Origin of the sequence: Paucibacter sp. DJ2R-2 (assembly GCF_025717675.1) — a bacterium.
GTDB lineage: Bacteria > Pseudomonadota > Gammaproteobacteria > Burkholderiales > Burkholderiaceae_C > Paucibacter_A.
In genome coordinates this window covers 83,641-97,963 of sequence record NZ_JAJIRT010000013.1, presented here as the reverse complement: position 1 = coordinate 97,963, position 14,323 = coordinate 83,641, and the positions used below count along the sequence as shown (strand labels likewise).

11 protein-coding genes are annotated in these 14,323 nt (G+C 66.3%); 2 read left to right on the top strand and 9 right to left on the bottom strand.

What is annotated here, in order from left to right; translation table 11 throughout:
* Positions 1-2: 2 nt before the first annotated feature.
* The 4 genes from hutG to hutC form a co-directional block, all read right to left on the bottom strand.
* The gene (gene hutG, locus LNV28_RS22715) at positions 3-812 is read right to left on the bottom strand and encodes an N-formylglutamate deformylase (protein WP_263519946.1); all 810 of its coding nucleotides are present in this window, start codon (positions 810-812) and stop codon (positions 3-5) included.
* Between the two features lie 26 nt (positions 813-838).
* A complete protein-coding gene (gene hutI, locus LNV28_RS22710; protein WP_263519947.1) occupies positions 839-2,047 on the bottom strand; it encodes an imidazolonepropionase in 1,209 nt (402 codons plus the stop codon).
* A gap of 20 nt (positions 2,048-2,067) precedes the next feature.
* Positions 2,068-2,634 (bottom strand): HutD/Ves family protein, encoded by a 567-nt coding sequence (locus tag LNV28_RS22705; RefSeq protein ID WP_263519948.1) that lies wholly within the window; start codon positions 2,632-2,634, stop codon positions 2,068-2,070.
* A gap of 73 nt (positions 2,635-2,707) precedes the next feature.
* Positions 2,708-3,430, bottom strand: coding sequence for a histidine utilization transcriptional repressor HutC (hutC, locus tag LNV28_RS22700; protein WP_263519949.1), 723 nt, complete (start codon positions 3,428-3,430; stop codon positions 2,708-2,710).
* Between the two features lie 75 nt (positions 3,431-3,505).
* Here hutC and hutU point away from each other — a divergent pair, with 75 nt between their 5' ends.
* Entirely contained in the window at positions 3,506-5,218 is a 1,713-nt protein-coding gene (gene hutU, locus LNV28_RS22695; protein WP_263519950.1) for a urocanate hydratase, read from the top strand.
* Positions 5,219-5,340: 122 nt separating this feature from the next.
* A complete protein-coding gene (gene hutH, locus LNV28_RS22690) occupies positions 5,341-6,885 on the top strand; it encodes a histidine ammonia-lyase (protein ID WP_263519951.1) in 1,545 nt (514 codons plus the stop codon).
* Between the two features lie 99 nt (positions 6,886-6,984).
* On the opposite strand, the gene glk is transcribed toward hutH, so the two are convergent.
* From glk to LNV28_RS22665, 5 genes are all read right to left on the bottom strand, one after another.
* On the bottom strand, positions 6,985-7,968 hold the full coding sequence (glk, locus tag LNV28_RS22685) for a glucokinase (protein WP_263519952.1): 984 nt from the start codon (positions 7,966-7,968) through the stop codon (positions 6,985-6,987).
* A gap of 35 nt (positions 7,969-8,003) precedes the next feature.
* Positions 8,004-9,536: a tryptophan halogenase family protein gene (locus tag LNV28_RS22680; RefSeq protein WP_263519953.1), complete on the bottom strand. Its 1,533-nt coding sequence runs from the start codon at positions 9,534-9,536 to the stop codon at positions 8,004-8,006.
* Between the two features lie 81 nt (positions 9,537-9,617).
* Complete coding sequence (locus LNV28_RS22675; RefSeq protein ID WP_263569042.1) at positions 9,618-10,613, bottom strand: cupin-like domain-containing protein; 996 nt, start codon at positions 10,611-10,613, stop codon at positions 9,618-9,620.
* Positions 10,606-11,313 (bottom strand): SapC family protein, encoded by a 708-nt coding sequence (locus tag LNV28_RS22670; RefSeq protein WP_263519955.1) that lies wholly within the window; start codon positions 11,311-11,313, stop codon positions 10,606-10,608. Before LNV28_RS22670 ends, LNV28_RS22675 begins: the two co-directional genes overlap by 8 nt.
* Before the next feature lie 17 nt (positions 11,314-11,330).
* Entirely contained in the window at positions 11,331-14,318 is a 2,988-nt protein-coding gene (locus LNV28_RS22665; RefSeq protein ID WP_263519956.1) for a TonB-dependent receptor, read from the bottom strand.
* Positions 14,319-14,323: the final 5 nt, after the last annotated feature.

The window sequence follows — 14,323 nt, the reverse complement described above, 5'->3', positions numbered from 1 at the left end:
GTTCAAGCCTGGGGATTTTTGAGCTGCCACTGCAGCAAGCTGCTCAGCAGCTGGCGAATCAAGGGCTGCACCTGCGCCGCCAGCTCGGCGTCGTAGGCGTAAGGCGGCTGTTCGCTCATATAGCAGCGCTGGCACATTTCCAGCTGCACGGCATGGACCTGCTCGGCCGGCTGGCCGTAGTGGCGGGTGATGTAGCCGCCCTTGAAGCGGCCATTGACCACCTGGGTGTACGCGCTCTGGCTGGCCTGGACCTGGCCCAGGGCGGCGGTGATTTCGGGCGCGCAGGAGCGACCCTCGACCGTGCCCAGGTTCAGATCGGGCAAGCGGCCCTCAAACAACCAAGGCAGCTCGGAGCGGATGCTGTGCGCGTCGAACAGCAAGGCATAGCCAAACAGGTTCTTCAGCCGCTGCAGCTCGGCATTGAGCGCACGGTGATAAGGCAGCCAGTAGAGCTGGCGGCGGCGCAGCTTCTCGGCCTCGTCGGGCTCCTGGCCGGCCAAGTAGAGCGGCTCGCCGGTGAAGAAGCGGGTCGGGCAGAGCTCGGTGTTGGAGGCCCCCGCATACATAGGCGTGTCCTCGGGCGGGCGGTTCAGGTCGATCAGGTAACGCGAGTAGCTCGGCACGATCAGGCTGGCGCCGAGTTCTTCGGCGATGCCGCCGTAGAGGCGCTCCAAATGCCAATCGGTGTCCTCGCTGGCCAGCGCACGCGGCTGGTAGCGCGCGCGCTGGTCATCAGGAATCAGATGACCCACATGGGGCATGCTGATCAGCAAAGGCGTGCGGCCCTGCCGCAGCTGGAAAACAGGACTCATGATCGTGCAAACAGTCTCGGGTTCATTCATGCGCGCAACTTGGCACCGCGCACCACCTGGCGCAGCGGATTGCGGCCAAAGTAATAGGCCAGTTCATTCGGATGTTCCACATCCCAGAGGCAGAAATCGGCGCGCTGGCCCGGGGCCAGCTGGCCGCGGTCCGCCAGGCCCAGGGCGCGTGCGGCGTTGATGGTCACGCCGCGCAGCGCCTCTTCCGGCGTCAGACGGAAGAGGGTGCAGGCCATGTTCAGCATCAGCAGCAAAGACAAAGTGGGCGAGGTGCCGGGGTTGTGATCGGTGGAGATGGCGATGGGCACGCCGGCGTCGCGCAAGGCCTGCACGGGAGGCAGCTTGGTCTCGCGCAAGAAGTAGTAGGCGCCCGGCAACAGCACGGCCACGGTGCCGGCCTCGGCCATGGCGGCGACACCCTCGGCGCTCAGGTATTCCAGGTGATCGCAAGACAAAGCCTTGAACTCGGCCGCCAGCTGGCTGCCGCCCTGGTCGCTGAGCTGCTCGGCATGGAGCTTGACCGGCAGGCCGGCGGCACGCGCGGCCTCGAAGATCTTGCGCGTCTGCGCCGGCGAGAAACCGATGCCCTCGCAGAAGGCATCGACCGCATCGATCAGACCCTCACGCTGCAGCAGGGGCAGCCAGTCACAGACCGCCTGCACATAGTCGTCCGCCCGGCCCTCGAACTCGGCCGGCACGGCATGGGCGCCGAGGTAGCTCGTGCGCACATCGACGCCGAGGCCGCCAAGGCGCCGCGCCACGCGCAGCATCTTGGCTTCCGAAGCCTGGCTCAGGCCGTAGCCCGATTTCACTTCGATGGTCGTGACGCCTTCCTTCATCAGGTTCAGCAAGCGGTAAGCCGCTTGCGCGTACAGCTGATGCTCGGTCGCCTGCCGCGTGGCGCTCACGCTGGAGCGGATACCGCCTCCCGCCTTGGCGATCTCTTCATAACTGGCACCCTGCAGGCGCAGCTCGAACTCGCGCGCCCGCTGGCCGCCGTAGACCAGATGGGTGTGGCAATCGATCAGGCCCGGCGTCACGACCGCGCCGCCGAGATCATGCGTCTGGGCCACATCGGCGCGCAGCTCGGGCGTCAGGTCGGCGGCCGCGCCGGCCCAGACGATGTGCTCGCCTTGGGTCAGCAAAGCGCCCTGCTCCACCCAGCCCCAGGCGGTTTCGCCACTGAGTGTGGCCAAACGGCCACCGGTCCACAGCTGTGTCTTCATGCGCGTCAAGCTCCTTCGTGTCAGTCGCCCAAACTTTCGGCCTCGCTCCAGGCCATCCACCAGGCGGCGCCTTCGCCGTCAAAAATGCAGCTCTGCCGCGCCGGACTTTCGCACCAGGCCAGGCTCAAGGGGCGCAGCGGCATGGCGCGTGCACCGTGGCTGAGCAGGCCGCCGCCGGCGGTGAACAAACCGAGCCAGCGGCTGTTGCCGGCTTCGGGCAGAAAAGGATGGTCGGCCGGCTGAACGATCAAGCGGCCGCGGCTGCGCCGGTGCATCAAATTGAAATCGCGGGTGGCGCCGCCGATCAGCTCGCAATCAGGCGCCAAGGCGCCGTCAAAGCTCAACAGTTCATCACCGACGCGCAGCTCGTATTCATACAAGCGCACACCGTCGCCGCGCAGCACCGCGAACCAGCGCTGAATGCCCTCGAAGGCCGAGAAGGGCCCGTCGCGCTCGATATCGGCCACGCTCAGGCGCACGATCCAGTCGCTGGGATTCGGCCAGGCCAGCAGCTCACGGGTCTGCCCGCCGCCGTTTTTCCATGGCTGCGGCGCCAAGTCTTCGGCCGAAATCACACTCCAACTCATTGGTGCACCCCGTCGCTGCGCTCCGACCCGCCAAGCGGATGTTCGCCCAATTCCGGGCGGCCGATCATTGTGCTCATGCTTGAAAACTCCCCTGCAATAGATAACGCGAGCCGGGGTGGGTCAAACGGACGGTGGTGACGATGCGCCCGCGGCTCAGGGTGCTGCGCTTGACCACCAAACAGGGGTCGCGCCGCGAAATGCCCAGAAGCTTAGCCTCGGATTCGCTCGGAAGCGTCGATTCGATGGTGTAGCGGGCCTCGCTGAGGGGGGCAACTTGTAACAAGTAGTGGGTCGGCGTGGTCTGGCTGAAGTCCAGGCCCATGTAATCGGGCGCACTGGCCGGGTTGACCAAGCGGTCCTCGCACTGAATCGCCACGCCGTTTTCCAGGTGCACGATGACGCTGTGGAAGAGCTCAGATCCGGCCGGCAGCTCGAACTCGGCCGCCTGCTCGGCCGTGGCGCGCAGCGTCTCCAGACGGTGCAGCACGGCCTCGTGGCGGTGGCCGCGCTCGGCGATTTCGTCGTGCACATCGCGCACGGTCAGGGTCGAAGAGATGCGGTGCAGCTGGGCCACAAAGGTGCCCACGCCTTGCACCCGCTCGATCAGACCTTCCTGATGCAATTCGCGCAGGGCCCGGTTCACCGTCATGCGGCTGACGCCAAAGGTCTGCACCAGTTCGGCCTCGGAGGGCAGCAGATCACCGGCCACCCAGTGGCCCGAGGCGATGCGTTCGCGCAGATGGTTCTGCACCTTGATGTACTGCGGTTCCGGGCTCGCTGGCGATTTTCTGACCATGGCCGGATCGTAGTTGACTTTACTTGTATAGACAACTAGAGTTCGCCACATTCCGCAGCCTCACAGGAGCCCGTCATGTCCTCACCGTCGACCACGCCCAAGACCTCTGCCCAGCCGCGCGTCGTGCGCGCCCCCACCGGCACCCAGCTCAGCTGCAAGAGCTGGCTGACCGAGGCCGCCTTCCGAATGATCCAGAACAATCTGGACCCGGTGGTCGCCGAGAACCCCGACGCCCTGGTTGTCTACGGCGGCATCGGCAAGGCCGCCCGCAACTGGGACTGCTTCGAAGCCATCCTGAGCTCGCTCAAAGAACTGGAAGCTGACGAGACCCTGCTGGTGCAGTCGGGCAAGCCGGTCGGCGTGTTCAAGACGCACCCGGACGCTCCGCGCGTGTTGATCGCCAACTCCAATCTGGTGCCGCACTGGGCCAACTGGGAGCACTTCAACGAGCTCGACCGCAAGGGCCTGATGATGTACGGCCAGATGACGGCCGGCAGCTGGATCTATATCGGCACGCAAGGCATCGTGCAGGGCACGTATGAAACCTTCGCCGAAGCCGGCCGCCAGCACTACGGCGGCTCGCTGACCGGCCGCTGGGTGCTAACGGCTGGCCTGGGCGGCATGGGCGGCGCCCAGCCCCTGGCCGCCACTTTTGCCGGCGCCTGCTCGCTGAACATCGAGTGCCAGCAATCGCGCATCGACTTCCGCTTGAAGACCCGCTATGTCGACGAGCAAGCGACCGACCTCGACGACGCCCTGGCCCGCATCGCCAAGTACACGGCCGAGGGCAAAGCCATCTCCATCGCCCTGCTGGGCAATGCGGCCGAAGTGCTGCCCGAGCTGGTCAAGCGCGCCAAGGCCGGCACCGCCATCAAGCCCGATCTGGTGACCGACCAAACCTCGGCCCATGACCTGATCAACGGCTATCTGCCGGCTGGCTGGACCGTGGAGCAATGGAAGGCTGCGGCCGCCGACCCGGCCCAGCATGCTGACCTCAAGGCCGCCGCCGCGCGCGGCTGCGCCGTCCACGTGCAAGCCATGCTGGACTTCCAGGCCATGGGCATCCCGACCGTGGACTACGGCAACAACATCCGCCAAGTGGCGCTGGAGCAAGGCGTCAAGAACGCCTTTGACTTCCCCGGCTTCGTGCCTGCGTACGTGCGCCCGCAGTTCTGCGAAGGTCGCGGCCCCTTCCGCTGGGTGGCGCTGTCCGGCGACCCGGAAGACATCTACAAGACCGACGCCAAGATCAAGGAGCTCTTCCCCCACCACGCCCAGGTGCATCGCTGGCTGGACATGGCCAAGGAACGCATTGCCTTCCAGGGCCTGCCGGCGCGCATCTGCTGGCTGGGCCTGGGCGAGCGTCACATCGCCGGCCTGGCCTTCAATGAGATGGTGAAGAACGGTGAGCTCAAGGCCCCCATCGTCATCGGCCGCGACCACCTGGACAGCGGCTCGGTCGCCAGCCCCAACCGCGAGACCGAGAGCATGGCCGACGGCTCGGACGCCGTGTCCGACTGGCCACTGCTGAACGCACTCTTGAACACCGCCGGCGGCGCCACCTGGGTGTCACTGCACCACGGCGGCGGTGTCGGCATGGGCTTCAGCCAGCACAGCGGCGTGGTCATCGTGGCCGACGGCACGGATGCCGCCGCCCAGCGCCTCTCGCGGGTGCTCTACAACGACCCCGGCACCGGCGTCATGCGCCATGCCGATGCCGGCTATGAAATCGCCAAGACCACGGCGCGTGAGCGTGGTCTGAACATGCCCATGCTGGACCCAAACTGATACCCGGACGCAGAGTTCGCAGAGAAACGCAAGGGCCGCAGAGTCTTTGCCGTTTTCGTCTCTGCGAGCTCTGCGAATCTTCGCGACCTCTGCGTCCCAACGTCTAGCTCACACCCCAACACATGAACATCGAAATCACCCCTGGCCAGCTGACCCTGGCCCAGCTGCGCCAGATCCGCAGCGGCGGCATCACCCTGAGCCTGCACGCCAGTGCCGATGCCATCATCCGCCGCAGCGCGGCCGTGGTGCAGGCCGCAGCGGCCGGCGACGCGCCCGTCTACGGCGTCAACACCGGCTTCGGCAAGCTGGCCTCCAAGCGCATCAGCAAGGAGGAGCTGGCCACGCTGCAGTTCAACCTGATCCGCTCGCACTGCGTCGGTGTCGGCGCACCGCTGCAGCCCGAAGTCGTGCGCCTGATGCTGGCCACCAAGGCCGCGTCCCTGGCCCGTGGTCACTCGGGCGTGCGCCCGGAGGTGGTGCAAAGCCTGCTCGACGTCTTCAATGCCGGCCTCGTGCCGTACGTGCCGGCGCAGGGATCGGTCGGCGCCTCTGGCGATCTGGCCCCGCTCTCGCACATGACCCTGGCCCTGCTGGGCGAAGGCGAAATGCTGGTCGACGGCAAACGCGTCCCCGCCCTGCCCGAGCTGAAAAAGCACGGCATCGCGCCTTTGGTGCTGCAAGCCAAGGAAGGCCTGGCCCTGATCAACGGCACCCAGACCAGCACCGCCCTGGCGCTGGAAGGCCTGATCCGTTTCGAGCAGGTGTATGCCTCGGCCCTCGTCTCGGGCGCGCTGAGCCTGGACGCCGCACGCGGCAGCGACGGCCCGTTTGACCCGCGCATCCACGAGGTGCGCGGCCAGCCCGGCCAGATCGAGGCCGCCCGCGCCTACCGCCAGATCCTGGCCGGCAGCGCCATCCGCGAGTCGCACAAGGAAGGCGACGAGCGCGTGCAAGACCCGTATTGCCTGCGCTGCCAGCCGCAGGTCATGGGCGCATGCCTGGACCAGGCGCGTTATGTCCGCGATGTGCTGATCCGCGAAGCCAATGCCGTGACCGACAACCCGCTGGTGTTTGCTGGTGAAGACGGCAGCAACTATATGGTCAGCGGCGGCAATTTCCACGCCGAGCCGGTGGCCCTGGCCGCCGACGCGCTGGCCTGCGCGATTGCCGAAGTCGGTGCCATCGCCGAGCGCCGCATTGCCATGCTGATCGACGCCAGCGTCTCGCGCCTGCCGCCCTTCCTGACCGAGAACGCCGGCCTGAACTCGGGCTTCATGATCGCCCACGTCACCGCCGCCGCCCTGGCCAGCGAGAACAAGAGCCTGGCCCACCCGGCCAGCGTGGACAGCCTGCCCACCAGCGCCAATCAGGAAGACCATGTCTCCATGGCCACTTTCGGCGCGCGCCGCCTGGGCAATATGCTGGACAACACCGCCCACATCATCGGCATCGAGCTGCTGGCCGCCGCCCAAGGCATCGAGTTCCTGCGCCCGCTGAAGAGCTCGGCGGCGCTGGAAGAGGTGCACGCCCTGGTGCGCAAGACCAGCCCGGCCATGCCCACCGACCACTACCTGGCCCCCAGCATCGAAGCCGCCACCGCCCTGGTGTCCTCGGGCGAACTGGCAGCCCTGGTGGAACGGGATGGCGGCATCGTGGTGCTGCCGTGATGGTGCTTTGAGAACAGCAAAGCCGGCCTGAGGCCGGCTTTTTTCTTGGGCGACGGGGAGTGCCGCGCCAAGGGCGACTGGCCGGCGCTGAGCTCGCGCTCACAAACCCAAATCCAGCGCCCGCGAGGCCCCCTCCAGTGCGGGCGACACCGCCGCGTCGATGACGTGGCAGGGAATCGGCGCAAGGAAGCCGGACAGCCGACCCTTGCCTTCGAAGCGGCTGCGGAAGGTGGAGCTGCGCAGCTCTTTCAAGAGGCGCGGGGCGATGCCGCCGCCGATGTAGACGCCGCCGCGGGCGCCCAGGGTCAGGGTGACGTTACCGGCCATGCTGCCGAGGAAGCCGCAGAACAAGGCGATGGCCTGGGCGGCGGTGGCGTCGCCGGCCTCGGAGCGGCCGAGTACCTCGGCGGGCTCCAGGCTGAGGACCGGCTGGCCGTTCAGCTCGGTGCAGGCTTGGTAGAGATTGACCAGGCCCGGACCCGAGAGCGCGCGTTCGGCGGAAACATGGCCGAAGCGCCGGCGCAGGCGGGCGATCACGGCATCTTCGAAATCATCGAGGCCGGCCAGGGTGGCATGGCCGCCCTCGCCCGACACCGGCCACCAGCCGCCGCCGGGCAGCGGCATCAGGCCGGCCACGCCGAGGCCGGTGCCGGCGCCGATCACGGCCAGCGGCGCACCGGCCACGGCCTCGCCGGGGCCCAGCGCATGCAGCTGCGCCGCCTTCAGATCCGGGATGCCCAAGGCCAGGGCCGCAAAGTCATTGATCACGGTCAGGCGCTTGAGGCCCAGCTCGCGCTGAAGGCCGCTGATCGAAAAGGACCAGGCGCCATTGGTCATGCGCACCTCATCACCGCTGATCGGATAGGCAATGCCGATGGCCAGGGCTTGCGGGCGCGGCAGGGCCTGGCTTTCCAGATAGGCCTCGACGGCCGCGGCCAGCGACACATGCTCGGCGCCGCGGTAGTTGGCGCAGGCGCGCAGCGGGGCGCCGGGTGCATCGACCCAGGCAAAGCGGGCATTGGTGCCGCCGATATCGGCCAGCAGGCGGGGAAAGGTGTCCGGGCTAGGAACAGGAGTCAACATGGCAGGTGGTCAGTAGGCAATGGGAACGATGGCGCTCAGGCCGCCGCGCGGTACGGCGCACACAGGCGCTCGACATAGGCTTGGTGGGGCGGCAGGCCGGCCAGCTGGCGGCTGACCTGCGTGCGGATGCTGGCGAGGAAGTGCGAGAGCTCGTCGTCCCCCATCAGATCGGCCACCGGGTGGTGGTGCTGGGGAGTGATGCCCTGACCCATCATGACCTGGATCCAGGAGTTTTCGGCAAACAGCTCGTCCAGCGGGCGGAACACGCGCGCGGTCTCACGGAACAACTCGATGCGGTGGCGCAGGGTCTCGGGCACGGCCATCGTGCGCACATGGCGCCACAGGGCCGAGTCGTCGCGCTCGGTCACGTGGTAGTGCAGGATGATGAAGTCACGGATGTGCTGCAGGTCCTGCGTGGTCTGCTGGTTGAACTCGCGCACGTCCACCTCGCGGATGCCACCGGCGGGGAACAAGCGCATCAGCCGGATGGCCGCGCGCTGCACCAGATGGATGCTGGTGGATTCCAGCGGCTCGATGAAGCCGCTGGCCAGGCCCATGGCCACGCAGTTGCGGTGCCAGACCTCGTGGCGCTGGCCCGGCTGGAAGCGCAAGAGGCGCGGTTCGGTGATCAGCTCGCCCTCGACATGGCGGCGCAGCATGTCGGGCGCATCGGCGTCCGAGAGCTCGCGGCTGCTGTAGACCAGGCCGTTGCCCACGCGGTGTTGCAAGGGGATGCGCCACTGCCAGCCGAAGGGATGAGCGATCGAGCGGGTGTAGGGCGGCGCCTCGCGCACCGCCGCCGTCTGCACCGCCACCGCGCGGTCGCAGGGCAGCCAATGGCTCCAGTCTTCATAGCCGACGCCCAAGGTCTGGCCCAGCAGCAAAGCGCGGAAGCCGGTGCAGTCGACGAAGAGATCGCCCTCTATGCGGCTGCCGTCTTCCATTTGCAGGGCCGTCAGATCGCCCTCACCCGGCTGCTCGCGCAGCACGGCGGCGATCTTGCCCTCGATGCGGCGCACGCCATGGGCCTCGGCCAGGCCGCGCAGAAAGCGGGCATAGCGCGTGGCATCCAGGTGGTAGGCATAGTTCATGCCGTTGTTCGGCAGGTGGGCAAAGCGCTGCTCTTCAGCGGCGCGCAGCTCCAGGCAGTACTCGCCGTAGGGCGCCGCCAGACCGCGCTCGCGGCCCTTGAGCCAGAAATGCTGGAAGCCGGCGCTCCAGTGGTCTTTGCCTGTCAGGCCGAAAGAGTGGATGTAGTCCTCACCCGGCACCTTCCAGCCTTCAAACTTGATGCCGAGCTTGAAGGTCGCCTGCGTGGCGGCCATGAACTCCGCCTCGTTCAGGCCCAGCAGTTCGTGGAAGGTGTGCAGAGCCGGGATGGTGGCTTCGCCGACGCCGATGGTGCCGATCTCCTCGGATTCGACCAGGCGAATGTCGAGCAGCTTGCCCATCAGCTTGCCCATCAGAGCGGCCACCATCCAGCCGGCGGTGCCGCCGCCAGCGATGACGACGCGGCGCACCGGCTTGGTGGATGAGGGGGTCTCGGGGTGAATCGCTTGGACCTTCATGGTGAGGACCTTTCCTTCTTGTCTCGACGTTCGTTTCTTGTTGGTCTTTTTCTTGTTTGCATCCGCTGAGAATCGCTGTCCTCAGCGGTTCAGCTTCTTCAGCAGCCAGGCCCTCATGCGGCGCATGCCTGCCTCGTTGAAGGGCGCCAGCAGGCTACGCGCTGGCGCCGGAATATGGGCCGCCGTCTGCGCATCGGCTTCGAAAACATAATGGTCAAACAGTGCTCGCCAGGCGGCCCGCTCGGCGGGCGGCAGATCACGGACCGTGGCCAGGGCCAACCATAGCGCGGTGTTGGGGGAGTCAGACCATGCCGGGCTGCGCCGCCACCAGTAGTTCACCAACACATTGAGGGCGTCGAGCCCCTCGACCTGGTGCCACCAGAGGCTGGGGATGTAGATCGCATCTCCGGGCTCCAACTCGACCACCTGGGCGCGCGCCAGAGCATTCGCAAAGCGCGGAAAGCGCTGCAAATCGGGCGCCGAGGGGTTGGCCAGGCTGATGGGTTGGCCGGCGGGCGTGAGGTCCAGTGGGCCGACATAAAGATCACCGACCGCATCGGGCGGGAACAGGGTGAAGCGCCGGCGACCGGCGGCACAGCAGGCGAGGTTGGACGGCCAATCCTGGTGCGCGGGCACGGTGATGCGATTGCCCATCCAGAGGCTGGCCAAAGGCGCCTCGGGCGTATCCAAAGCCAGACTGTGTTCGGCTGCGAAACCGGGCAAGCAGGTCTCGACCGTGGTCGAGCCCATGTAGAGATAAGGGCTGGGGGTCAGGTCTTGCCAAGCCAGCAGCTGGGCCAGCACCTGGTCAAAAGGCAGGATCTGGCGGCTGAAGTTGAAGCCGCTGAAATCCTCGGTGTAGGCGATCCGACCGGCGCTCTCGGGAGCCATCTGGAACACACCCACTGTGGCGCCCTGCCATTTGCTTTGCAGGCAGGCGGCCACAGCCCCCGCGCCCTGGGCTGCCGCCCGGACGACCGGCCAGTGCGCCGCCAGGCCGCGCAGCACGCAAGGCACATCCAGCGACAAGACCTCGGGCGGAAGGTGCCCGGGGCGCTGGACCTTCAGTTCAAGCATGGCGCTCGCGTTGCTGTTCACGAGCAATCAGTTCCGGCAGGTGCGACAAGGAAGCCAGTGCCATGGCAATCGGCAGCCAATGTCCCTGCTCGTGCAGCTGCGCGACCGCCGCGCCCGGCAAAGCCGCCAGGCGGTCTTCATCGATCACGAAATAGCCGGCCAGGCGCCGCACCTGGCCGGAGGCTTGCTCGACATCCAGGCTCATCGGCTCCAGCAGCTGGTGCTGCAAGAGCGCATCGATGAACTCGGGCAGCGCCAGCATGCCCAGATGCAGTGCCTGCAAGACGGACAGGCGATGCTCGAGCACAGCCGACTGACCACCTTGCGGCAGGAACAGCGGCTCACCCTCGCTGCGGCTCAGGCGTGGGCTGTCCAGGTCGACATGAACCACCCACTCCTCCCCATCGCGCCCGACCAGAAAAGGCTGGCGCTCCAGGGCCCAGGGCAGATGCCCGGCCTGCCAGCCCTGCGGGCCGAGGAACTGGTTGTGCGACTCGAACAAGCCCAGCAAGGCCACGGGCTGGAAGCGAGCCGCGCCACCGGCGCTCTCCTGGAACACGATGGGGAAATGCGCCTGCATCTGCCTGAACTCCGCAGGCACCGTGGGCACGGCGCTGGCGGCATCACCCCAGCTGGCATCGAGCCGCGTTTGCAGACGCAGATCGGCATGGTTGACGTTATCAAGCAGAACGGGGCGCATCAGAACAGCTCCAAGGGTCAGAAGGCGTAGCGGGCGCTCAGCATGTAGCGGCGACCAGTCTGGGTGAAGTACAGCGTTTCCTCCTTGGCCCGGCCGTGAACGCGCTGGACGCCGTCGTTCAGGTTCAGAGCCTCGAAGTTCACGCTGAGCTTCTTGCTGAACTTATAGCCTAAGCTGAGGTCCCATTGACCGTAAGCCTCGGTATAAGCCGGACCGGCACTGCCGAAGACGTCGGCGCTGGTGCTGCTCAGGAACTCATCGCGCCAGTTGTAGGCCACGCGGGCGCTGTACTTGTCATCCTCGTAGAAACCCACCAAGTTGGACGAGTTGCTCATGCCCAGCAAGGCGTTCTGCTCAGTCAGGTTCAGGTTGTCGTACTTCAGCCCGGACTTGACCCAGGTGTAGTTGGCGGCCACGCCGAATCCCGTCTTGCCGAAGGCATGCTGCAAGTTCAGCTCCATGCCCTTGATGGAGTCGCTGCGCTGGTTGGTCGGCGCTGTGATGGTGAAGGCAGCCACCGGGTCACCGGTCTGTCCGGCGATGGTGCCCAGCGGATTGCCGTTGCCATCGAAGCCGGTGCGAATCACGCCCTTGGTCCCGTTGTAGGTGTTGAGGATGTAACCGCGGATGCACATCGCGTCCTTGGTCGGGCAGTTCTTGCTGACGGCTTCGTTGTAGAGCGCGCCGCCAATCGGCGAGGTCAAACCGGCCGGTGTCGACTGCAAGGTGCTGCTGCCGATGAAGTTGCTGATGTTCTTGCGGAACAGGCCCAGCGCGGCGTAGCTCGACTTGGCGTAGTAGTACTCGGCCGAGAGGTCGAAGTTCTTGGACAGCAGCGGCTTCAGGCCTGGGTTGCCCTGGCTGCCGGAGCCGCCGTTGACGCGGAAGTCTGACAGCGTCACGCCACCCTGGATCGCACCCCAGCCGGGCCGGCCGATGGTTTCGCCGTAGCTGGCGCGCACCTTGACCTTGTCGCTGAGCTCAGCTTCCCAGTCGATGCTGGGCAGCAGGTACTTGTAGCTGCCCGACAGCGCGGTGAAGTCCGAGGCGCCGCGAACCAGGGCGAACTCATTGGCTGACACCCAGTTGATGCCGGTGACGATGGGCACCAGGGCTTGGGAGTCGACCTTGGTGCGCTCGTAGCGCAGGCCGATATTGGCGCTCATGGGCACGCCCCAAACCCAGTCCTTGCCATATTGCACATAGGCGCTGGTGGACTTTTCCTGGGTGCGGCGGTCGTCGGTGAAGTTGGACGAAGGCACGAACCACTTGTCGCTGCCGTCTGCCTTGATTGCCGCCGCGCGCACGGCCTGGAAGTCCCACAGGTAGAAGTTGTTGAACAGATTGCCGCCATTGCTGCCCATGGAGTGGGCAAAGTAGTTCTGCAACTGGCCGGCCTGGAACAGGTTGTCGGGGTAATCGCTCGGCTTGTTGTGGCCACCCCAATCGTCCTGCTGAACATTGGCGAAGGCGGTGCGGTTCTTGACCTTGCTCATGCCGACACCGAAGTCCAGACCCGAGCTCTCGTTCAGCACGTACTTGCCCTTGAACTGCGCCTGGTCGATCTGGTTGCGCATATAGCTGTTGCGGAAGGACGAACCCGTCACTTGCAGCAGGCTGGGGCTGGCGGCCGGATCACCGGCCAAGCCAATGCTCAGCACCGGGAACTTCTGCGAGAAGTCGGCCGTGGCGCTGGCGCGGTTGTACATGGACACGCCGAGCGTGGAGTTGCTGCCGAAGGGGCTGTCGGCGCCCGAGGTGGCGGTCGAGTGGTGGGCGTCGAGCTCCAGGGTCAGCGCATTCGAGGCCTTCCAGGCCACGTTCAGGCCGGTCGACTGGTTCTTGTTCTTGGTGCCGAAGATGCTGCCGGCCATGGCCACGTCGGCCGGGGCCTTGGGGTCATAGGTTTCGGTATAGGTCAGCGGCGCGGCGATCGGGCCATTGGTCCAGCTGGACGAAGACGGGCCGAAGTTGAACCAAGCCGAGAGCTCGCTGCGCTTGGAATGGATCTTGTTTTCCGAGTAGGTGTGGTCCAAGGTCGTGGTCACGTCCTGCACCGGGCGGAACTGCAAGACCAGCTGGCCGTTGGTGCGGGTGCGCTCGAAGGAGTTCAGGCTGTAGCGCATCTCCTGCGGCACGACATAGAGGTCGGTCGGCTTGGGGCGATTGGTGATCTTGTCGGCACCCGCCTGGCCCGGCAGCGGGATGGTGCCCCAGTTCTGCTCGTCGCCCTTGAAGGTGCGCCAGCCGGCATCCACCGCGGCTTGGTTGTAGCCGCCGTTGCGCTTCTGGATGCTGCCGATCAAGGCGATGCCGAAGCGGCCATCGGCCGAGACATCGCTGTAGATGCCGGACACCTCGGGCGTCATCTGGCTGCCGTTCAGGCTGTCGGGTAGACGCTTGTTGGAATCGTCGCTGACCAACTTGACGCCGACGTTGGCCACGCGCTGCTTGTTGTCCAGCGGGCGGGCGGTCTTGATGTTGATGGTGGCACCGATGCCGCCGGTTGGCGAGTCGGCCCGGCTGGTCTTGTAGACCTCCAGGGCAGCCACGCCTTCCGAGGCCAGATTGGCGAAGTCGAAAGAGCGCGAGTTGGAGGCAAAGGTGCTGCCGAGGCTGGAGGCGGGCATCTGGCGGCCATTCAGCAGCACCAGATTGAAGTCGGGGCCGACCCCGCGCACGGTGACCTTGGACCCCTCACCGAGCGAGCGGTCGATGGACACGCCGGCGATGCGCTGCATCGATTCGGCCAGGTTGGTGTCCGGGAACTTGCCGATGTCCTCGGCCACGATGCCATCCACCAAGCCGCGTGCGTTGCGTTTGAGGTTGAGGGAGGACTCCAGGCTCTGGCGGATGCCGGTCACGACAACGGCGTCGAGCTGGGCCTTGTTGGCGTCTGCAGGAGGGTTGTTCGCTTGCTGCGCATGCGCGGCGAGACTGGCCACCAGCAGGCCCACCGCGCTTGCCGAACGGGACAAACGAATGACGGGTCGAGGATTTCTCATGAACT